Consider the following 22372-nt stretch of genomic DNA (forward strand, 5'->3'; position numbering starts at 1 on the left):
TATGAAGCCGATCTGGATAGTAGACGACGACCAATCGATCCGCTGGGTGCTCGAAAAGGCACTCGCCCGGGACAGCTTCGCGACGAAGAGCTTCGCGAACGTGCGCGACGCGCTGGCCGCGCTCGACCACGAGACGCCGCAGGTGCTCGTGTCCGACATCCGGATGCCGGGCGGCTCGGGCCTCGAATTGCTGCAGGCGATGCACGAGCGGCTGCCGGGCCTGCCCGTCATCATCATGACGGCGTTCTCCGATCTCGACAGCGCCGTCGCCGCGTTCCAGGGCGGCGCGTTCGAATATCTCGCGAAGCCGTTCGACGTCGACAAGGCGGTCGAGCTGATCCGTCGCGCGGTGGAAGAAAGCCTGCGCGGCGGCGCGCCGCAGGACGAGCGCGTGGCCGAGGCGCCCGAGATGCTCGGCCAGGCGCCCGCAATGCAGGACATGTTCCGCGCGATCGGCCGGCTGTCGCATTCGGCCGCGACCGTGCTGATCACCGGCGAGTCGGGCACCGGCAAGGAGCTCGTCGCGCGGGCGCTGCACCGTCACAGCCCGCGCGCGAACGGGCCGTTCATCGCGCTGAACACGGCGGCGATTCCGAAGGATCTGCTCGAATCCGAACTGTTCGGCCATGAGCGCGGCGCGTTCACCGGCGCGCAGACGACGCGGCAGGGCCGCTTCGAGCAGGCCGAGAACGGTACGCTGTTCCTCGACGAAATCGGCGACATGCCGTTCGACCTGCAGACGCGCCTGTTGCGCGTGTTGTCGGACGGGCAGTTCTATCGCGTAGGCGGTCACAACCCGCTGCGCGCGAACGTACGCGTGATCGCGGCGACGCACCAGAATCTCGAGTCGCGCGTGCGGCAGGGGCTGTTCCGCGAGGATCTTTACCACCGGCTCAACGTGATCCGGCTGCGTCTGCCGCCGCTGCGCGAACGCAGCGAGGACATCGCGCTGCTCACGCGCCACTTCCTGCAGAAGAGCGCGCGCGATCTCGGCGTCGAGCCGAAGCGCGTGTCCGACGACGCGCTCGCGTACCTGACGTCGCTGCCGTTTCCCGGCAACGTGCGGCAGCTCGAGAATCTCGCGAACTGGCTGACCGTGATGGCGCCCGCGCAGACGGTCGAGATCAAGGACCTGCCGCCCGACCTCGTGCCGGCCGGTGCGCCGGTCGTCGCGACGGGCGACGGCGCGGACGTGCACGGCAGCGGCAGCCACGCGACGGCGGCGCCTGCCGCGATCGGTGCAGCGCCGACGGCCGCGCCGGTCGCGAGCGCGGCGAACGGCAGCGCGCCGACCGGCTACCCGCTGTGGGAGCACGGGCTGCGCACTGAAGTCGCGCGGCTGTTGCGCGAGAACTCGGCCGACGTGATGGACGAACTCGCACGCCGCTTCGAGGCGGCCGTGATCCGCGAGGCGCTCGACTTCACGCGCGGCCGCAAGGTCGAAGCCGCGGAGCGGCTCGGCATCGGCCGCAACACGATCACGCGCAAGATCCAGGAACTCCATCTGGAGCCCTGACCGAGCACGATTCGCGGCATGCGCGGGCCCGCGCATGCCGCGATCGGACATAATCGCGGTTTGCACGCCGTTTGCCATCCCGCCGATCCTCCATGTCCGACTCCTTCCGCTGGCCCGCCGGGGCCGATCCGTTCCGTTTCCTCGAAGCACTCGACAGCAAGCGCGCCCGCACGTGGGTCGACGAGCAGAATGCGCGCACGCGCGCCGCGCTGCGCGACGACGATGAATATCGTGCGTTGACCGCGCGTCTCGCGAAAGCGTATCTGCCGCGCGAACGCCCGGTGATTCCGACCCGCTGGCGCGACTGGGCGTACGACCTGTGGCAGGACGATCTCCATCCAAAGGGACTGTGGCGCCGCACGCGCTGGGCCGACTGGCGGGCCGGCCAGCCGGCGTGGGAAACGCTGCTCGACGTCGACGCGCTCGGCGCCGAAGAGGGCGAATCGTGGGTGTTCGAGCAGGATGCGATCCTGTATCCGGACGGCGATCGCGTGCTGCTGTCGCTGTCGCCGGGCGGCGCCGACGCGGTCGTCGTGCGCGAATTCGATCTCGTCGAGCGGCGGTTCGTCGACGGCGGGTTCACGATCGACGCGCCGGGCCATCACACGGTCGGCTGGATCGACCGCGACACCGTGTACGTGAGCTGGGATCGCGGCGAAGCGCATGCGACCGCGGCCGGTTATCCGTATGAAGCGCGGCGCTGGGTACGCGGCACCGCGCTCGCCGATGCGCCCGTCGTGTTCAGCGGCGAGCCGGACGACATCAGCGCCGGCGCATGGTACGACCCGATCGACCGCCGCCACGTCGCGTGGCGCAGCGTCGACTTCTTCGACGCGCACGCGTACCGGCTGACCGACGCAGGCGAATGGGCGCGCTACGACGTGCCGACGCATGTCGAGGTCGGGTTCTGGGAAGGCTGGCTCGTGCTGGAGCCGCGCCTCGACTGGGACTGCAACGGCGTGCGCCACGCGGGCGGCTCGCTGCTCGCGATCCGCGAGCAGGCGTTCCTCGCCGGTGCGCGCGAATTCACGACGTTGTTCGCGCCGCGCCCGACGACGTCCGCCTGTACGTGGACGCACACGCGCACGATGCTGATCGCGAGCTGGCTCGACGACGTGCACAACCGCACGATGCTGTGGCAGCCGAAGCAAGCAGAAGACGGGTCATGGACGTGGGACGCGCGGCCGTTCGACTGGCCGGGCGACGCGCAGATCGACGTCGAGCCCGTCGAGTCGACGCTGAACGACGAGGTGTACGTCGACGTCGACACCTATCTCGATCCGCCCGAATGCTGGCTGGCCGATCTTGCCGATCGCGCGGACGATGCGCCGTCGCGCCGCGTGTTGCTCGACCGGCCGCCGGTGCAGTTCGATGCGGTCGGGCTCGTCGTCCGCCGCGCGAGCGCGCGTTCGCGCGACGGCACGGTGGTGCCGTACACGTTGATCGGTCCGCGCGATGCCCTCGATGCACCGGAAGGCAGGGCGCGTGTCGCGCGGCCGTGCCTGCTGTCGGGCTACGGCGGCTTCGCGATTCCGAACCTGCCGGGCTACAGCGATGCGTTCGGCATCGGCTGGCTCGAACGCGGCGGCGTGATGGCGTTTGCGCACATCCGCGGCGGCGGCGAATTCGGGCCGCGCTGGCACGTCGACGCGCAGCGCGAACACCGGCAGCGTTCGTTCGACGATTTCCTCGCGGTCGCCGAGGATCTCGTCGCGACCGGCGTGACGCACGCCGCGCAGCTCGGGATCGAGGGCGGCAGCAACGGCGGGCTGCTGGTCGCCGCGTGCATGATGCAACGTCCGGAGCTGTTCGGCGCAGTGCTGTGCCGCGTGCCGCTGCTCGACATGCAGCGCTATCCGAAGCTGCACGCGGGCGCCGCATGGCTCGACGAATACGGCGACCCGGACGATCCGCGCGAAGGCGCGGCGCTGGCCGCGTATTCGCCATATCACCGCGTGCGCGAAGGCGTCGCATATCCGCCGTTGTTGCTGACGACGTCGACGCGCGACGACCGCGTGCATCCCGCGCATGCGCGCAAGATGGCCGCACGCATGCAGGCGCTCGGTCACGAACGGGTGTGGTACTGGGAGAACACCGACGGCGGCCACGGCAGCGCCGACGATCTCGAACGCGCGGAAGCCGACGCAGCCGAATTCGGCTTTCTGTGGGCCCATCTCGGGCCGGCGCCCGCGCGGCGCTGATCGCGCGCGGGCGGCCTGGGGCCTGTTATCGGCGTGAACAGGCCCTGAACGATCAGCCGACGACCGCGACGACCGGCGTGTGGTCGGACGGCTGTTCCCACGTGCGCGGCACGCGATCGACCTCGCACGACGCGCAGGTCGCCGCGAGCGCCGGCGACAGCAGGATGTGATCGATGCGCAGCCCCGCGTTGCGGCGGAACGCCATCATCCGGTAGTCCCACCACGTGAAGGTTTTCTCGGGCTGTTCGAAGCGACGGAACGCATCGACGAAGCCGAGTTCGATCAACTGCGTGAAATGCGCGCGCTCCTGCGGCGACACGAGATTCTGGCCTTCCCATTTCGCGGGATCGTGCACGTCGCGGTCTTCCGGCGCGATGTTGTAGTCGCCGAGCAGCGCGAGCTTCGGGTAGCGCTGCAGCTCGGTGCGCAGCCACGCCTGCAGCGCGTCGAGCCACTGCATCTTGTAGACGAACTTGTCGGAGTCGAGCGCCTGGCCGTTCGGAAAATACGCGGACACGATGCGCACGCCGTCGACCGTCGCGGCGATCACGCGCTGCTGCGAATCCTCGAAGCCGGGGATGTTGCGCACGACGTCCGATTCGTCGACGGCGAGCGTGTCGCGCACGAGGATCGCGACGCCGTTGTAGGTCTTCTGGCCGGTGAACCAACTGCGGTAGCCGGCCGCCTCGAGATCGGCGCGCGGGAATTTCTCGTCCGGCAGCTTCAGTTCCTGCAGGCACAGTACGTCGGCGCCGCTTTGCGCGAGCCAGTCGAGCACGTGCTGTTTGCGGACGTTGAGCGAGTTGACGTTCCAGGTGGCGATTTTCATGAACGGGAGGGTGCGTGCGGCGTGAATGCGAAGGCCGCCATCTTACCGCGAGCATGGGGTGCGAACGCGTGCGTCATGCGGGCTCGCGCATGTGTCACGCATCGCCGCTTGGGCAACGGAAGCAGAAATTGTGACAAAAGTATTGACGTGAGTACTTCCTCACCTTATAATTTATTTCTCTGACGCGGGGTGGAGCAGTCTGGCAGCTCGTCGGGCTCATAACCCGAAGGTCACAGGTTCAAATCCTGTCCCCGCAACCAAGCACACCAGACGATGTGCTGCGCAATTGACCGATGCGCACTTCGTCTACGAAAAACCCGGCTCCGTGCCGGGTTTTTTGTTTTTTGCGTCCGTCTTCGTTATTTCGGTGCGCCCGGGCTCCCGGGCAAGAAGCCGTTCTCGAGCAGATAGGTGGTCGTGTTGACCAGCGTGGCCCGCGCGTTCGGCGTGCCCGACAGCGCCGCGCACTTGTCCTGGCCCGTATTCAGCCGGATCGACCGTTCGGTCGTCGGGTAGTCGACGTCCTTCAGATAGAAATGCGGCAGCGACGTCATGTAGCGCGCATACGGCACGCATGGCCGCTGCATCGGGTCCTTCGACGCGGCGTTGAACGGAAAGTACTCGTCGAACAGATAAGCCGAACTCGACAGGCCGCCCCAGTCGGCCGGCACGGCAATGCTGCCAGTCGGCGTCGTCGCGCCGGTGGCGACGTCAGTGATGAAGCCGTCGACGGTCGAGCGCCCGTCGCTGCGATTACCCTGCGTCACGGTGACCTGCAACCGGTAGGCGTGGCCCGTTTTCCACGGGTAGGCGATCGAGCACGAGGTGCCGGAGCCGCCGTCGGCGCCGCCGCGGCAATTCGCCGACAGCGGCGTCGTGCCGGTGCCGAACGCGCTGAAGATCACCACGTTGCTGCTTTGCGTGCGTGGCTGGATACCGGTGTAGATCGCGTGGCCGCCATGTTGCGACGACAACTGGTTGGCCCAGTAGTAGCTCGCGTTGACCTGGGTCGGCACGACCTCGGGCGTGATCTCCCACGTCATGCGATCGAAGCCGTCCCGGGGCGTCGAGGCCGCCGATGCGGTGATGTTGGGGTCGGCGTGCGCGGTGAGCGTGAACGATACGGCGAGCAACGCGCCGAATGCGGTGTTCAGTTTTTTCAATTTCCTGTTTCCTGTTGGTGGAAAAGAGACTGCGACGAGCAGGGTCGATTGAGCGCCGCTGCTCGCGTACCAATTTGCGGTCACTTTATTACCAATGAATAACCAGTCGTGTCGGCGCGCCCGCGCGAGCCGCGTTGGGTGATTCGCGGGCCGTGCGCGCCAGGCCCGTGTGGCGGGCGAGAGCACGGAGTCGCGCGCGCGGCGAGGCGCGCCTCGGGAGACTGAATCCTGCCGCGCGGAACAATGCGGCGATGCCATCCGGCGACGGTTGACGCCACGCGATGGCGGGCGTCCTTCAGTGCGCCGCCCACTCGACGGCCGCCTTCGCATGCAGCGCGGTCGTATCGAATACCGGCAGCGGCGAATCGTCCGCGCCGATCAGCAGCGTGATTTCCGTGCAGCCGAGGATCACGGCCTGCGCGCCGCGTTTTGCCAGTTCGTCGATGACCGACACGTACGTCACGCGCGATTCCGCCGAGATCACACCGTGGCACAGCTCGTCGTAGATGATCCGGTGCACGTCGTCGCGCCCGCGTTCGTCCGGCGTCAGCACGTCGAGCCCGAACTTCTCGCGCAACCGCTCCGCATAGAACGGCAGCTCCATCGTGTAGCGCGTGCCGAGCAGGGCGACGCGCTCGACGCCCGCGTCGCGCAGCGCGCTGCCGGTCGGGTCGGCGATGTGCAGGAACGGCAGCGTCACCGCGGCTTCGATCGCGTCGTGCACGCGATGCATCGTATTGGTCGTCAGCACGACGAGATCGGCGCCGGCCGCTTCGAGCTGCCGCGCGGCGTCGGCCATCCGTTCGCCGAGCGCCGCCCAGTCGTGCGTGCGCTGCAGCGTTTCGATCTCGGCGAAGTCGACCGTGACCAGCACGCTCTTCGCGTTGTGATGGCCGCCGTGCAATGCCTTCGAGTGCCGGTTGATCATCCGGTAGTACTCGGCCGACGATTCCCAGCTCATGCCGCCGATCAGTCCGATCGTCTTCATCTGACACCCCTGCGTTTCGTGTATCGCGGCAGACGAGTATAGGCGCCGCTGCGCGTGCCCGGCCGGTACGATCCGTGCAAACCGGGCCAGTACGGCGCAGCCGGGTGGGGGCCGGGCTCGGGCGGCGGGCTCCGGCCATACGCGGCAGTTGAAACCGGCACTGTGTTTTTGTACAGTATCGGCACCGTGAGCCCGACCACCATCCCGCCTGCCGATCCGCCCGCGCCGCCACCCGGCGACGCGCCACCGCGCATGCGCAAGATCATCCACTGCGACTGCGACTGCTTCTACGCGTCGGTCGAGATGCGCGACGACCCGTCGCTGCGCAACCGGCCGCTCGCGGTCGGCGGCCGGCCCGACCAGCGCGGCGTGATCGCGACCTGCAACTACGAGGCGCGGCGCTACGGCGTGCATTCGGCGATGTCGTCGGCGCTGGCGATGCGCAAGTGCCCGGACCTGCTGATCCTGCCGTCCGCGATGGACAAGTATCGCGCGGCGTCGCGGCAGATCATGGCGATCTATCGCGACTACACGCCGGACGTCGAGCCGCTGTCGCTCGACGAGGCGTACCTCGATGTCAGCGGGTCGGAGCGTTGCCAGGGCAGCGCGACGCTGATCGCGCGCGAGATCCGCGAGCGGGTGCGCGATACGGTCGGCGTGACCGTGTCGGCGGGCGTCGCACCGAACAAGTTCATCGCGAAGATCGCGTCCGACTGGAACAAGCCCGACGGGCTGTTCGTCGTGCGGCCGCACGAGATCGACGCGTTCGTCGCGGCGCTGCCGGTGCGCAAGCTGCACGGGGTCGGCAAGGTGACGGCCACGCGGCTCGACCGGCTCGGCATCCAGACCTGCGCGCAGCTGCGGGACTGGCCGCTGATCGACCTGCACCGCGAGTTCGGCGCGTTCGGGCGGCGGCTGTACGAACTGTCGCGCGGGATCGACGAGCGGCCCGTGCAGGCCGACCAGGAGCGCAAGTCGGTCAGTGTCGAGACGACCTACGTGACCGACCTGACGACGCTCGAGCAATGCGCGGACGAAATCCGACGCCTCGTCGTGCAACTCGACGCGCGGATCGAGCGCGCCGGCGCCGCGCGGTCGATCCGCAAGCTGTACGTGAAGATCCGCTTCGCCGATTTCCAGCGTACGACGGTCGAGTGCGTGGCCGACGCGACGAATGCCGAGACGGCCGTCACGCTGCTCGCGAAGGGGTTGTTGCGGCGCGCGCAGCCGGTGCGGCTGCTCGGCGTCGGCGTGCGTATCGACGAGGACACGGCCGAGCGCCACGGGCAATTCCTGCTGTTCGACGACGAAGCGGGCGACGACACGCCCGCGCCATGAAAAAAGGCACCGCCGAAGCGGTGCCTGTCGATGCAGCCGGAACAGCCGGAAGGGCCGGGCGGCGCGCTCAGTGCGCGGGCGCAGCCATCCCGTTGTGGCGCAGCAGCGCGTCGATCTGCGGCTCGCGGCCGCGGAACGCCTTGAACGACTCCATCGCCGGACGGCTGCCGCCGACCTCGAGGATTTCGCGGCGATAGCGCGTGCCGGTTGCCGCGTCGAGCACGCTGCCGCTGGTGGCCGCCGCTTCCTCGAACGCCGCGTACGCGTCGGCCGACAGCACCTCGGCCCACTTGTAGCTGTAGTAGCCGGCCGCGTAGCCGCCCGCGAAGATATGGCTGAACGTGTTCGGCCAGCGCGAGAACGCCGCCTGCGGGATCACGTGATAGCGCTCGTTGATCTCGCGCGCGAACGCGGTCACGCCGGTGGCGCCGGCCGGGTCGAAATCGACGTGCAGCAGCATGTCGAACATCGAGAACACGATCTGGCGCAGCGTACCGAGCCCGCTCTGGAAGTTCTTCGCGGCGATCATCTTGTCGAACAGCGCGCGCGGCAGCGCGGCGCCCGTATCGACATGCGACGACATCGACGACAGCACGTCCCATTCCCAGCAGAAGTTCTCCATGAACTGCGACGGCAGTTCGACCGCATCCCATTCGACGCCATTGATGCCCGACACGCCGAGCTCGTCGACGCGCGTGAGCATGTGGTGCAACCCGTGGCCGAATTCATGGAACAGCGTGATGACCTCGTCGTGCGTGAAGCACGCGGGCTTGCCGCCGACCGGCGCGGAGAAGTTGCAGGTCAGGTACGCGACGGGCGTCTGCACGTCGCTGCCGCGCTTCGCGCGCGAACGCGCGTCGTCCATCCACGCGCCGCCGCGCTTGCCTTCGCGCGCGTACAGGTCGAGATAGAACTGCGCGACGAGCGAGCCGTCGCGGTTCTCGACGCGGAAGAAGCGCACGTCCTTGTGCCATACCGGCGCGTCGTCCGGCTTGATCTGCACGCCGAACAGCGTTTCGGTGACGGTGAAGAGGCCCTTCAGCGCGGCCGGCTCCGGGAAGTACTGCTTGACCTCGTTTTCCGAGAACGCATAGCGCTGCTGGCGAAGCTTTTCGGCCGCGTACGCGACGTCCCACGGCGCGAGTTCGGTCAGGCCGAGCGCATTCGCGGCGAACGTGCGCAGTTCGTCCCAGTCCTTGTCCGCGTGCGGGCGGGCGCGCGTCGCGAGATCCTCGAGGAACGCGATCACCTGCTGCGGCGATTCGGCCATTTTCGGCGCGAGCGACACTTCGGCGAAGTTGCGGTAGCCGAGCATCTGCGCCTCTTCGCGGCGCAGCTTCAGCGCGTCGGCGACGATCGCCGTGTTGTCCCATTCGGCCTTGCCGTCGCCGTACTGCGGCCCGAGCTCCGACGCGCGCGTCGCATACGCGCGGTAGAGCGTCTCGCGCATCGCGCGGTTGTCCGCGTACTGCAGCACCGGGAAGTACGACGGGAAATGCAGCGTGAATTTCCAGCCTTCCTTGCCGTCCTTCTGCGCGGCTTCGCGGGCGGCCTCGATCGCGTCGCCGGGCAGGCCGGCCAGCTCGGCTTCGTCCTTCGCGAAGTACGCGTACGCATTGGTCGCGTCGAGCACGTGATCGGAGAACGCCTTCGACAGCGCGGCCTGCTGTTCCTGCAATTGCGCGAAGCGCGGCTTCTGGTCCTCGGGCAGCTCGGCGCCCGACAGGCGGAAGTCGCGCAGTGCATTGTCGAGGATCTTCTTGCGCTCGGCGGACAGCGTCGCGTATTCGGCGCTCGCGGCGATCGCCTTGTACTTTTCGTACAGCGCGAGATTCTGGCCGACGCTCGACCAGAACTCGGTCACGCGCGGCAGGTTTTCACCGTAGGCAGCCCGCAGTTCGGGCGTGTCGGCGACCGCATTCAGGTGGCCGACGATGCCCCATGCGCGGCCGAGCGGCTCCGTGGCTCGCTCGACCGTCTCGACGACGGCGGCCCAGGTCGACGGCGTGTCGCTCGCGCTCGCCGTTTCGACCGCGCGGCTGGCGGCATCGAGCAGCGTATCGAGCGCGGGCGTCACGTGTTCCGGGCGGATCTCGCCGAAACGGGGCAGGCCGGAGAAGTCGAGGAGCGGATTGATGTTGGCGCTGGCGGACATTAAGACTCCCTGTCTGTTGCCGGATGAACCGGGGTGAAAAGGGTGAGGCGCGACGAAGCGGCGCCCGATATCGACATTATTGGGGCGCATCGTGCGCTTTCCAATCGTTAGTTTCTAATGACGCGATTGACGCAGGGTCGAATGCGGGCGGCCGGCGAGGTGCGGCCGGCGAGGTGCGGCCGGCGCGATGCAGCCGCGCGATGGCGGCTGGCGAGGCGTCGGCGCGCTGAACCGCGCGCCGGCCGGGCAAAGGCAGTGTCAGGCTGCGGAGGCCGCTGCGCGTTCGGCGGATTCGATCGTGTTGATCAGCAGCATCGTGATCGTCATCGGGCCGACGCCGCCCGGCACCGGCGTGATGTAGCCGGCGACTTCCTTCACGCCCGCGAAATCGACGTCGCCGCACAGCTTGCCCGCGTCGTCGCGGTTCATGCCGACGTCGATCACCGTCGCGCCCGGCTTCACCATGTCGGCGGTCAGGATGTTGCGCTTGCCGACCGCGGCGACCACGATGTCGGCCTGGCGCGTATGTGCGGCGAGGTCGCGCGTCTTGCTGTGGCAGATCGTCACGGTCGCGCCGGCGTCGAGCAGCATCATCGCCATCGGCTTGCCGACGATGTTCGAGCGGCCGATCACGACCGCGTTCGCGCCTTGCAGCGCGATGCCGTGCGCTTCGAACATCTTCATCACGCCGTACGGCGTGCACGGGCGGAACAGCGGCTTGCCGGTCATCAGCGCGCCCGCGTTCGCGACGTGAAAGCCGTCGACGTCCTTTTCCGGCGCGATCGCCTCGATCACCTTGTGGCTGTCGATATGCGCGGGCAGCGGCAGCTGGACGAGGATGCCGTGGATCTTCGGGTCGCGGTTCAGCGCGTCGATGCGCGCGAGCAGGTCGGCTTCCGACAGCGTGGCCGGGTACGCATCCTTCAGCGAGAAGAAACCGTTGTCCTCGCACGCCTTGATCTTGTTGCGCACGTAGACTTCGCTCGCCGGGTTCGCGCCGACGAGGATCACCGCGAGACCGGGCTGGTGGCCGCGCGCGGTCAGCGCGGCGGCGCGTTCGGCGGCCTGGGCGCGCAAGGTCTTCGAAAGGGCGTTGCCGTCGATGAGGAGGGCTGTCATGGTGGTGGGTCCTGCCGGGAAGTTGGAATGCGGGCGTACGGCGCCCGAAGCGCCGTAGCAAAGCACGTAATTATACCGTTCGCCTGCTGCCGTCCGACAGCGAATCAACGGGAAGCGTCATGGCCGCGGCGCGCGTGCGCCGGGAGGAACGGCCGCCGCCGCGCGAGTGGGCCGCATCGCGCGGGGCGGCAAACGCCGGTTGCGGGCCGGGCAGCCGGGGCGGGCCGTGCCGCCGCGGCCGGAGCACCCGCTCAGGCCTGTTTCTTCGACAGCGCGAGGCGCAGCAGGTCGGCCACCGTGTTGACGTTGAGCTTTTCCATGATGTTCGCGCGGTGCGCCTCGACCGTCTTGATGCTGATGCCGAGATCGTCGGCGATCTGCTTGTTCAGGCGGCCCGCGATGATCCGTTCGAGCACCTGCTGCTCGCGCGCGGTCAGCTTCGACAGGCGTTCGCTCGCGGCGCGCTGCTCCTGGACGCTCTTGCTTTCGCTTCGGGCCTTGTCGAGCATCCGCTCGACGAGCTTGCGCAGCTCGGCTTCGTCGAACGGTTTCTCGATAAAGTCCATCGCACCCTTTTTCATCGTCGACACGGCCATCGGCACGTCGCCGTGGCCGGTGACGAAGATGATCGGCAGCGCGGCATTGTCGGCGATCAGGCGTTCCTGCAATTCGAGGCCGCTCATGCCCGACATCCGCACGTCGAGGATCAGGCACGCGATCTGGCCGGCCTGCTGCGCCGGCTGGTACGCATCGAGGAACTGCTCGGCGCTCGAGAAGCATTGCACGCGATAGCCGTTCGCCTCCAGCAGCCAGCGCAGCGAGTCCCGTACGGCCTCGTCGTCGTCGACGACAAAGACGGTTTCCTGAGTGGTGGTGACAGGGCTATTCATAGTTCTCCCGTAACGGTATGTGATGCCGATGCCTCGCGCCCCCCTTGGCCGAGATCAGCGGGTTCCCCAATGGGCAGGCTGCAGTGGAACGTCGCGCCGGAAATGCGGCCATCCGGCTCGACGTTGTTGACCACCCACAGACGCCCCCGATGCGATTCGATGATCGAACGGCAGATGTTCAGCCCCATGCCCATGCCATCGGACTTGGTGCTGTAAAACGGTTCGAACAGGCGCTCGGCGGTCGCTTCGTCGACGCCCGGGCCCTGGTCGATCACACGGATGTCGACGAAGCCCGCATCGATGTCGGCGACGACGCGGATCACGCCGTCCACCGACGCCGGTTTCACGTCGGCCATCGCCTCGGCTGCGTTCTTCATCAGGTTCACGAGCACCTGCTCGATCAACACGGGGTCGACATAAATAATAGGCATTCTTGCGAGGATTTCCGTGACGATCCGGATCCTGCGCTTCCTGGCCTCGATTTCGGCGAGCCCGACCGCGTCGGCGACGATGTCCGCGACCCGCGCCGGCTGGCGCTTCGGCTCGCTGCGCTTCACGAATTCGCGGATCCGCTTGACGATCATCCCCGCGCGCAGCGCCTGCTGCGCGGTCTTCTCCAGCGCGGGCTGCAGCGTCTCGGGCGTGCCGCGGCCGCTCTTGACGAGCGCGAGCGTGCCCGAACAGTAGTTGTTGATCGCGGCGAGCGGCTGATTCAATTCGTGAGCAATCGACGACGCCATTTCGCCCATCGTCATCAATCGGCTCGTGAACTGCAGCTTTTCTTCCTGCTGGTGCGCGAGCTCCTGCGCCTTCTTGCGGGTCGTGATGTCGGTCGCGATCTGCATCTGCGCGAGGTGGCCGTCCACCCACTGGATGTACTGGCGGCGCACCTCGAACCACTTCTGGATGCTCTCGACGTACACCTCCTGCGCGTCCGCCGTGCTGCTTGTCAGCGCGGCGGCCGGCAGGCCCGCGAACGCGTCGACCATGTCGATCGAGTCGGACGACGCCTGCGCGCGGTCGAAGCCGCCGCCCGACAGCTCCAGATGGCCGTCCGGGCGGATGCCGAACAGGTGGCGGTAGTAGCGGTTCGCGAACAGCAGCTCGGCTTCGTCGGCGGCGAGCACCGACACCGCGGCGTCGAGGCTTTCGAGCACCGTCGTGAAGCGTTCGTGCGCGGCCGCGAGCTCTTCGCGCGCGCGCTTCGGCTCCGTGATGTCGGTCATCGACGACATCCAGCCGGTCTGGCGGCCCGAACTGTCGATCAGCGGCGACACGTACAGGCGCGCATGGAACAGCGTGCCGTTCTTGCGCCGCACGCGCAGCTCGAAGCCCGAACTCGGCGCCTTGCCGCGCAGCGTCATGTCGAGCTGGCGCTGCATTTCCGGGTACGCGTCGCGCGGCCAATACGGGAACGGCGCGACCTTGCCGACGAGATCGGTCTCGTCCCAGCCCGTCATCCGGCAGAACGCGGGATTCACGTGCGTGATGCGGCCGTGCATGTCGAGCACGCGCATGCCGATCAGCACCGAGTTTTCCATCGCGCGGCGGAAGAACGCCTCAGCGTACAGCGCCTGCTGCGCCTCGAAGCGCTGGCGCGTGTGCTTCCACAGGCTCCAGAGGCTCCACAGCACGAAGCACGACAGCCCGGCGACGAGCCACACGAGCGTGTTGTTGGTCAGGTTCGTGAGCTGCGGGAACGCGTACACGCGCACCGTCAGCCCCTGGCCGGGCGGGTCGAGCGGGAGATCGTAGTGCGAGTCGCGCGGCAGTCGCGGGCGCGTCGACGTGGACGACAGCTCGCGGTTGTTCGAGTCGGTGATCGAGATCTTGTACTTCGACGACAGCTCCTGCGGAATGTCGTGCTTCAGGATCCCTTCGACCGAGAACACCGCGGCGAGCGAGCCGAGATATTCGCGGTCGCCGCGCATTACCGGCGTCTGCAACGTGATGAAGCCGTTGCCGAACTCGTCGTAGATCAGCGGCGAATACGCCTGGCGGCGCGTGCTGCGCGCCTCGTCGTACGCGCCGCGCACCGCGTCCTGCATCTGCGCGTCGCCGGGCTTCGCGAGCCGTTGGCCGAGCAGCGGCGGATGCACGGCCGGCCAGCGCTGCACGCCCGGCGCCGTGTACCAGTTCAGGTAGAGGATTTCCGGATGCGTCTGCATCACGTCCGCGACCGCCATCTGGAACGCGTTCTGGTCGAGGCGGCCGGACGCGAGGTCGCGCGACAGCGCCTGCAGTTGTTCCTGCGCGCCCGTCATCGACAGGCGGATCTGCTGCTGGGCCCACGCGACGTTGCGAAACAGGGTGTCTTCCTGCTGCTGCTGTTCGCGCCGGTTGAGGCTCCACAGGATGAGGCTCATCACGACGAGGAACACCAGGATCGACAGCAGCGGCGTCAGCAAATAGGAATTGGACCACCACGGTCCGTGGTGCCAACGGGACGGCTGCGACTCCGCCGGCGGGCCCGGCGGTCGCGCCGAGCGTGCGAAAAGCCGATCGGTCAACATGGCAGGATTGTAGCGCAGCGCAATACATGGAAAACCGATACCGGATAGGTTGAACGGAAACGGTTTTGTTCCGACGAGACGGGCTGCGGAGCCCCGAAATATGGGTGCAGCGCAGCAATATTTCGCATCATGAGAAAAGATCTCACGATTCGAAAATTTTGTTGCGCAGGCCCGTCCACGCTCATTACAATCCGTCGGAGCTTGCCCGCAGCCGGCCGCGCCGCGTCGTCTGCACGAGAGCGATCCTCACATTCCAGGACCCAGGAGACGAGAATGTCCGCTGTACCGAACGAAGTGATGAAGTATGTCGCCGCCGAACGTGACGACGACCCGCAAGAAACCGTCGAGTGGCTGGAGTCGCTCGATGGCGTGATCTCCTCCGTGGGCACCGGCCGCGCGCATTACCTGATCGAAAAGCAGATCGAATTCGCCCGCATGCACGGCGAACACCTGCCGTTCTCCGCCAATACCCCGTACATCAACACGATTCCGCTCGAAGCCCAGGCGAAGATTCCGGGCGACCAGGACATCGAGCACCGCATCCGTTCGTACACGCGCTGGAACGCGCTGGCGATGGTGCTGCGCGCGGGCAAGGACACGAACGTCGGCGGCCACATCGCATCGTTCGCGTCGGCCGCGACGCTCTACGACGTCGGCTACAACCATTTCTGGCACGCGGCGTCCGACCAGCATGGCGGCGATCTCGTGTTCGTGCAGGGCCACTCGTCGCCGGGCGTGTACTCGCGCGCGTTCCTGCTCGGCCGCCTGAAGGAAGAGCAGCTCGACAATTTCCGTCAGGAAGTGGACGGCAAGGGCATTTCGTCGTACCCGCACCCGTGGCTGATGCCGGACTTCTGGCAGTTCCCGACCGTGTCGATGGGTCTCGGCCCGATCATGGCGATCTACCAGGCACGCTTCATGAAGTACCTGGAATCGCGCGGCATCGCGAAGACGGAAGGCCGCAAGGTGTGGGCGTTCCTCGGCGACGGCGAGACGGACGAGCCGGAATCGCTCGGCGCGATCGGCATGGCGAGCCGCGAGAAGCTCGACAACCTCGTGTTCGTGATCAACTGCAACCTGCAGCGTCTCGACGGCCCGGTGCGCGGCAACGGCAAGATCATCCAGGAACTCGAATCGGAATTCCGCGGCGCCGGCTGGAACGTGATCAAGGTCATCTGGGGCAGCCGCTGGGATGCGCTGTTCGCGCGCGACAAGTCGGGCGCGCTGATGCGCCGGATGATGGAATGCGTCGACGGCGAATACCAGACGTACAAGTCGGAGTCGGGCGCGTACGTCCGCGAGCACTTCTTCAACACGCCTGAACTGAAGGCGCTCGTCGCCGACTGGTCGGACGACGACATCTGGGCGCTGAACCGCGGCGGTCACGATCCGCACAAGATCTACGCGGCGTTCCACGAAGCGACCAACACGAAGGGCGCGCCGACCGTCATCCTCGCGAAGACCATCAAGGGCTACGGGATGGGCGAGTCGGGCCAGGCGATGAACATCACGCACCAGCAGAAGAAGCTGCCGGTCGAGCAACTGAAGAAGTTCCGTGACCAGTTCCGCCTGCCGATCACCGACGAGCAGATCGCCGACGTGCCGTATCTGAAGTTCGAGGAAGGCTCGAAGGAACTCGAATACATGCGCCAGAAGCGCATGGACCTCGGCGGCTACCTGCCGCACCGCCGCGAGAAGGCGACGTCGCTGCCGGTGCCGGCGCTCGACGCGTTCGAGCCGCTCCTGAAGGGCACGGGCGAAGGCCGCGAGATCTCGACGACGATGGCGTTCGTGCGGATCCTGAACATCCTGCTGAAGGACAAGGCGCTCGGCAAGCGCGTCGTGCCGATCGTCCCGGACGAATCGCGTACGTTCGGCATGGAAGGCCTGTTCCGCCAGATCGGCATCTGGAACCAGGAAGGCCAGAAGTACGTGCCGGAAGATTCCGACCAGCTGATGTTCTACAAGGAATCGCAGACCGGCCAGATCCTGCAGGAAGGCATCAACGAAGCGGGCGGCATGTGCGACTGGATCGCGGCGGCGACGTCGTATTCGACGCACGGCGAGATCATGGTGCCGTTCTACATCTTCTATTCGATGTTCGGCTTCCAGCGCATCGGCGACCTCGCGTGGGCCGCGGGCGACATGCGTTCGCGCGGCTTCCTGCTGGGCGGCACCGCGGGCCGTACGACGCTGAACGGCGAAGGCTTGCAGCACGAAGACGGCCACTCGCTGCTGTGGGCGGCATCGGTGCCGAACTGCGTGAGCTACGACCCGACGTTCGGTTATGAACTCGCGGTGATCGTCCAGGACGGCCTGCGCCGCATGGTGCAGGACCAGGAAGACGTGTACTACTACATCACGGTGATGAACGAGAACTACGAGCACCCGGCGATTCCGCAGGGCGAGCACGTGGCGGCCGACATCATCAAGGGCATGTACGCGTTCAGGAAGGCCGACGCCGACAAGAAGGCGCCGCGCGTCCAGCTGCTCGGCGCGGGCACGATCTTCAACGAAGTGATCGCCGCCGCCGACCTGCTGAAGAACGACTGGGGCGTCGCCGCCGACCTGTGGAGCGTGCCGAGCTTCACCGAACTCGCGCGCGAAGGCCATCAGGTCGAGCGCTGGAACCTGCTCCATCCGACCGAGGAGCGTCGCCTGTCGCACGTGCAGAAGTGCCTGAAGGACACGCAGGGCCCGGTCATCGCTTCGACCGACTACGTCCGTGCGCTGGTCGACCAGATCCGCGGCCAGATCGATCGCCGCTTCGTCGTGCTGGGCACCGACGGCTTCGGTCGTTCGGACACCCGCGAGAAGCTGCGTCACTTCTTCGAAGTCGACCGTCACTGGGTCACCGTCGCCGCGCTCAACGCGCTGGCCGACGAAGGCACGATCGAGCGCAAGGTGGTCGCGGACGCGATCGCCAAGTACAACCTCGATCCGTCCAAGCCCAACCCGATGACCGTTTAACGCACACGCCGTGTGATGCCGCGCGCCGCTCCCGCGAGGAGCGCGCGCGGCCATGGAGACAGAAACAGATGAGTCAAGCGATCGAAGTGAAGGTGCCGGATATCGGCGATTACAAGGACGTGCCGGTCATCGAGATCGGCGTGAAGGTCGGCGACACGGTCGAGCCCGAGCAGTCGCTCGTCACGCTCGAGTCCGACAAGGCGACGATGGATGTGCCGAGCCCGGTCGGCGGCGTCGTGAAGGAAATCAAGGTCAAGGTCGGCGATTCCGTGTCGGAAGGCTCGTTGATCATCCTGCTCGAAGGCGGCGCAGGCGCGCAGGCGAATGGCGCGGCCGCGCCGGCCGCGGCTCCCGCTCCCGCAGCAGCGCCGGCACCGGCCGCCGCCGCGCCCGCTGCCGCACCGGCCGCGTCCGGCGGCACGCTCGAAGTGAAGGTGCCCGACATCGGCGACTACAAGGATGTCCCGGTGATCGAGATCGGCGTGAAGGTCGGCGACACGGTCGAGAAGGAACAGTCGCTCGTCACGCTCGAGTCGGACAAGGCGACGATGGACGTGCCGAGCCCGGCCGCCGGCGTCGTGAAGGGCATCTTGGTCAAGGTGGGCGATTCGGTGTCGGAAGGCACGCTGATCGTGCTGCTCGAAGCCGCCGGCGCTTCGGCTGCCGCCGCACCGCAGGCCAGCGCACCGACTCCGGCCGCGGCCGCGCCGGCGCCCGCCGCCGCACCGGCACCCGCGAAGGCTGCGCCGGCACCGGCCGCCGCCGCTCCGGCCCCGGCCGCCGCGCCGTCGGGCGAATATCGCGCGAGCCACGCATCGCCGTCGGTCCGCAAGTTCGCACGCGAACTCGGCGTCGAAGTCGCGCGCGTGCAGGGCTCGGGGCCGAAGGGCCGCATTACGAAGGAAGACGTGACGGGCTTCGTGAAGGGCGTGATGACGGGCCAGCGCGCGGCGCCGGCCGCGGCAGCCGCGCCGGCAGGCGGCGGCGAGCTGAACCTGCTGCCCTGGCCGAAGGTCGACTTCTCGAAGTTCGGCCCGTTCGAGGCGAAGCCGCTGTCGCGCATCAAGAAGATCTCGGGCGCGAACCTGCATCGCAACTGGGTGATGATCCCGCACGTCACGAACAACGACGAAGCGGACATCACCGAGCTCGAAGCGCTGCGCGTCCAGCTGAACAAGGAACACGAAAAGGCGGGCGTGAAGTTCACGATGCTCGCGTTCGTGATCAAGGCGGTCGTCGCCGCGCTGAAGAAATTCCCGACCTTCAACGCGAGCCTCGACGGCGACAACCTCGTGTTCAAGCAGTACTTCCACGTCGGTTTCGCGGCCGATACGCCGAACGGCCTCGTCGTGCCGGTGATCCGCGATGCGGACAAGAAGGGCCTCGTCGACATCGCGAAGGAAATGAGCGACCTGTCGAAGGCCGCGCGCGAAGGCAAGCTGAAGCCGGACCAGATGCAGGGCGGCTGCTTCTCGATCTCGTCGCTCGGCGGGATCGGCGGGACAAACTTCACGCCGATCATCAACGCGCCGGAAGTGGCGATCCTCGGGTTGTCGCGCGGGCAGATGAAGCCGGTGTGGGACGGCAAGCAGTTCGTGCCGCGGCTCATGCTGCCGTTGTCGCTGTCGTATGACCATCGTGTCATCGATGGCGCCGAAGCCGCGCGGTTCAATGCGTATCTCGGCGCGTTGCTCGGGGATTTCCGTCGCATCATTCTTTGATGAGATGAGGGGCTCGCGGGGGCGTGGTTTCGTGTCTGTTCTCCACGCTCTTGTCGTTGAACCTGTTTTGCCAACGGTCTGCTAGCGTCGCCCCTGCGCGGGGCGGCGGTCACTTTTCTTTGTCTTCCAAAGAAAAGTGACCAAAAGAAAGGCGCGTCCTTGGGCGGACGGCAAAGGTGGTCCTGCCCAACGTCGCGTGCTCTTGTCAGGCCGCATGTCGTCAGGTTCCGTCTTTCCGCCGGTCCCTCCCTCTCTCTCTGCAGCTATTCAAGAAGGGGACAGTCATGAGTCTCATCGAAGTCAAGGTTCCGGATATCGGCGATTTCAGCGGCGTCGATGTCATCGAAGTCAACGTCAAACCCGGCGACGTGATCGAAAAAGAGCAAACGCTCATCACGCTCGAATCCGATAAAGCCTCCATGGAAGTGCCCAGCGACGTCGCCGGCACCGTCAAGGAAGTCAAGGTCAAAGCCGGCGAGAAAGTCTCGCAAGGCACCGTCATCGCCATCGTCGAAGCGTCGGCAGGCGCAGCCGCTCCCGCGAAAGCGCCCGAAGCGCCGAAGCCCGCAGCCGCCGCACCGGCTCCGGCCGCAGCCGCGCCGGCACCCGCGCCCGCGCCGCAAGCCGGCAGCTACAGCGGCGCCGCCGACATCGAGTGCGACATGCTCGTGCTCGGCGCCGGCCCCGGCGGCTACTCGGCCGCATTCCGCGCCGCCGACCTCGGCATGAAGACCGTACTCGTCGAACGCTATTCGACGCTCGGCGGCGTCTGCCTGAACGTCGGCTGCATCCCGTCGAAGGCGCTGCTGCATACGTCGCTCGTCGTCGAGGAAGCCGCGGCGCTCGCGTCGCACGGCATCACGTTCGGCAAGCCGCAAGTCGATCTCGACAAGCTGCGCGACTTCAAGGGCGGCGTCGTCAAGAAACTGACGACCGGCCTCGCCGGCATGGCGAAGGCGCGCAAGGTCGAAGTGGTCACCGGCGTCGGCGCGTTCGTCGATCCGTTCCACATGGAAGTGCAGGGCGAAAACGGCAAGAAGGTCGTCAAGTTCAAGCAGGCGATCATCGCCGCGGGCTCGCAGGCCGTGAAGCTGCCGTTCATGCCGGAAGACCCGCGCGTCGTCGATTCGACGGGCGCGCTCGAACTGCGCCAGCTGCCCAAGCGCATGCTCGTGATCGGCGGCGGCATCATCGGCCTCGAAATGGCGACGGTCTACTCGACGCTCGGCGCCGAGATCGACGTCGTCGAAATGATGGACGGCCTGATGATGGGCGCCGACCGCGATCTCGTGAAGGTCTGGGAAAAGTACAACGCGAAGCGCTTCGGCAACGTGATGCTGAAGACCAAGACGGTCGGCGCGGAAGCGAAGGAAGACGGCATCTACGTGAAGTTCGAGGGCGAAAAGGCGCCGGCGGAAGCGCAGCGCTACGACCTCGTGCTCGTCGCGGTGGGCCGCAGCCCGAACGGCAAGAAGATCGGTGCCGACAAGGCCGGCGTCGCGGTCACGGATCGCGGCTTCATCGACGTCGACAAGCAGATGCGCACGAACGTCCCGCACATCTTCGCGATCGGCGATATCGTCGGCCAGCCGATGCTCGCGCACAAGGCCGTGCATGAAGGCCACGTCGCCGCGGAAGCCGCGCACGGCGAAAAGGCGTACTTCGACGCACTGCAGATCCCGTCGGTGGCCTACACCGATCCGGAAGTGGCGTGGGCCGGCAAGACCGAGGACCAGTGCAAGGCCGAAGGCATCAAGTACGGCAAGGCCGTGTTCCCGTGGGCCGCTTCGGGCCGCGCAATCGCGAACGGTCGCGACGAAGGCTTCACGAAGCTGATCTTCGACGAGGAAACCCATCGCGTGATCGGCGGTGCGATCGTCGGCCTGAACGCGGGCGACCTGATCAGCGAAGTGTGCCTCGCGGTCGAGATGGGCGCGGACGCGGAAGACATCGGCAAGACGATCCACCCGCACCCGACGCTCGGCGAATCGGTCGGCATGGCCGCCGAGCTGTACGAAGGCGTCTGTACGGACCTGCCGCCGCAACGCAAGAAGTAACAGTAACGCGACCGGCATGGCCGGCCACGCGCCGGCCACGAAAACGCCGCCGCCCGGGCAAACCGGACGGCGGCGTTTTGTTTTGCGTGGCGCGCGACAGGCTCGATGGTGGCGGGCAGTTGGCCGCCCGCCCGGCACATTCCGGCGCCAGAAACGAAAAAGCCGCGCTGGGCGCGGCTCTTTCAGGAGCAGGGGACGCTTACGCGGCCGGCTTGCTCGAACGACGTGCGGCAGCGGCGGTTGCAGCCTTCGTTGCGACGGCAGCAGCGGCGTTGAAGTTCGTTTCAGCGATTTCCACCGCTTGCTTCGTGGCCTTCTGAACCGTTTCGTACGTGGTGTTCGCAGCGTTCAGCGCCGACTTCAGTGCGGCGACAGCCGTTTCCGAACCGGCCGGGGCGTTCTTCGCGACGTTGTCGACGAGTGCCTGGACCTTCTTGTTCTGCTCGTCGAATTGCGCTTCGGCGACCTTCGCGAACTCGGCTTGCGTCGACGATGCGATTTCGTACAGGTGACGGCCGTACGACAGCACCTTTTCCGCGACCGGCTGCGACAGGCTCGCTTGCAGCGCGATCAGTTCCTGCGCGTCCTTCACCGACAGCAGACGCTGCGCGTTTTCCTGGCCTTCGGCCAGCGTCGACTTCACGACTTGCAGGTTGAGTTCGATCAGCTTTTCGACGCCTTCGAACGCCTTGGTCGTCAGACCGAACAGGCTTTCGAGGTTGGCTTTTTGGGCGGCGGCGATTTGCTCGGGGGTCAGCAAGGACATGTCAGGCTCCTGAAAAGCGATCGCGTCGATCGCAGGATAAAGGGCACTACGCTGGGGAACTTCGGCGCCGCGTGCTTTGTGCAACGCAGCAATGAGGCCTATTTTAGGGCAGAGAGCACGGATGTCAAGCACTTTTTGTGCGTTGC

The 22372-nt window shown here is 66.8% G+C and carries 14 protein-coding genes and 1 tRNA gene; 7 read left to right on the forward strand and 8 right to left on the reverse strand.

All coding sequences use genetic code 11. The features are described from left to right. Position 1 precedes the first annotated feature (1 nt). Together ntrC and J8I33_RS22950 are read left to right on the forward strand one after the other, a co-directional pair. Positions 2-1516: a nitrogen regulation protein NR(I) gene (gene ntrC, locus J8I33_RS22945; protein WP_124631428.1), complete on the forward strand. Its 1515-nt coding sequence runs from the start codon at positions 2-4 to the stop codon at positions 1514-1516. Between the two features lie 92 nt (positions 1517-1608). After that, positions 1609-3717, forward strand: a complete 2109-nt coding sequence (locus J8I33_RS22950; protein ID WP_209939126.1) for a prolyl oligopeptidase family serine peptidase — start codon at positions 1609-1611, stop codon at positions 3715-3717. Between the two features lie 52 nt (positions 3718-3769). On the opposite strand, the gene xth is transcribed toward J8I33_RS22950, so the two are convergent. Then, a complete protein-coding gene (gene xth, locus J8I33_RS22955) occupies positions 3770-4546 on the reverse strand; it encodes an exodeoxyribonuclease III (RefSeq protein WP_089488600.1) in 777 nt (258 codons plus the stop codon). Between the two features lie 183 nt (positions 4547-4729). On the opposite strand from xth, the gene J8I33_RS22960 reads away from it, so the two are divergent. Next, positions 4730-4806: transfer RNA gene (locus J8I33_RS22960), tRNA-Met, on the forward strand. 99 nt (positions 4807-4905) lie between these two features. Here the strand turns inward: J8I33_RS22960 and J8I33_RS22965 are convergent. Next, positions 4906-5709: a DUF3472 domain-containing protein gene (locus J8I33_RS22965; RefSeq protein WP_209939127.1), complete on the reverse strand. Its 804-nt coding sequence runs from the start codon at positions 5707-5709 to the stop codon at positions 4906-4908. A gap of 295 nt (positions 5710-6004) precedes the next feature. Beyond that, a complete protein-coding gene (locus J8I33_RS22970; protein WP_209939128.1) occupies positions 6005-6697 on the reverse strand; it encodes an aspartate/glutamate racemase family protein in 693 nt (230 codons plus the stop codon). 162 nt (positions 6698-6859) lie between these two features. Between J8I33_RS22970 and dinB the strand changes: the two genes are divergently transcribed. Then, positions 6860-8035: a DNA polymerase IV gene (dinB, locus tag J8I33_RS22975; protein ID WP_124651467.1), complete on the forward strand. Its 1176-nt coding sequence runs from the start codon at positions 6860-6862 to the stop codon at positions 8033-8035. Between the two features lie 67 nt (positions 8036-8102). Here dinB and J8I33_RS22980 read toward each other — a convergent pair whose 3' ends face one another. The 4 genes from J8I33_RS22980 to fixL form a co-directional block, all read right to left on the reverse strand. Further along, positions 8103-10190, reverse strand: coding sequence for a M3 family metallopeptidase (locus J8I33_RS22980; RefSeq protein WP_209939129.1), 2088 nt, complete (start codon positions 10188-10190; stop codon positions 8103-8105). Between the two features lie 258 nt (positions 10191-10448). After that, positions 10449-11309, reverse strand: coding sequence for a bifunctional methylenetetrahydrofolate dehydrogenase/methenyltetrahydrofolate cyclohydrolase FolD (gene folD, locus J8I33_RS22985; RefSeq protein ID WP_050013014.1), 861 nt, complete (start codon positions 11307-11309; stop codon positions 10449-10451). Between the two features lie 251 nt (positions 11310-11560). Next, positions 11561-12199, reverse strand: coding sequence for an oxygen response regulator transcription factor FixJ (gene fixJ / locus J8I33_RS22990; protein WP_006493245.1), 639 nt, complete (start codon positions 12197-12199; stop codon positions 11561-11563). Next, positions 12196-14712 carry an oxygen sensor histidine kinase FixL gene (gene fixL / locus J8I33_RS22995; protein ID WP_050013013.1) on the reverse strand — a complete coding sequence of 839 codons (2517 nt, stop codon included), beginning with the start codon at positions 14710-14712 and terminating at the stop codon, positions 12196-12198. The genes fixJ and fixL overlap by 4 nt, the downstream gene beginning before the upstream one ends. 273 nt (positions 14713-14985) lie before the next feature. Here fixL and aceE point away from each other — a divergent pair, with 273 nt between their 5' ends. From aceE to lpdA, 3 genes are all read left to right on the forward strand, one after another. Then, positions 14986-17682, forward strand: coding sequence for a pyruvate dehydrogenase (acetyl-transferring), homodimeric type (gene aceE / locus J8I33_RS23000; protein WP_050013012.1), 2697 nt, complete (start codon positions 14986-14988; stop codon positions 17680-17682). Between the two features lie 68 nt (positions 17683-17750). Beyond that, a complete protein-coding gene (aceF, locus tag J8I33_RS23005) occupies positions 17751-19403 on the forward strand; it encodes a dihydrolipoyllysine-residue acetyltransferase (RefSeq protein WP_209939130.1) in 1653 nt (550 codons plus the stop codon). Between the two features lie 284 nt (positions 19404-19687). Next, a complete protein-coding gene (lpdA, locus tag J8I33_RS23010) occupies positions 19688-21460 on the forward strand; it encodes a dihydrolipoyl dehydrogenase (RefSeq protein ID WP_124557689.1) in 1773 nt (590 codons plus the stop codon). Between the two features lie 199 nt (positions 21461-21659). Here the strand turns inward: lpdA and J8I33_RS23015 are convergent, their stop codons facing one another. Next, the gene (locus J8I33_RS23015) at positions 21660-22226 is read right to left on the reverse strand and encodes a phasin family protein (RefSeq protein ID WP_034188948.1); all 567 of its coding nucleotides are present in this window, start codon (positions 22224-22226) and stop codon (positions 21660-21662) included. Positions 22227-22372: the final 146 nt, after the last annotated feature.

Origin of the sequence: Burkholderia sp. AcTa6-5 (assembly GCF_017815075.1) — a bacterium.
GTDB classification, from domain to species: Bacteria; Pseudomonadota; Gammaproteobacteria; order Burkholderiales; family Burkholderiaceae; genus Burkholderia; species Burkholderia sola.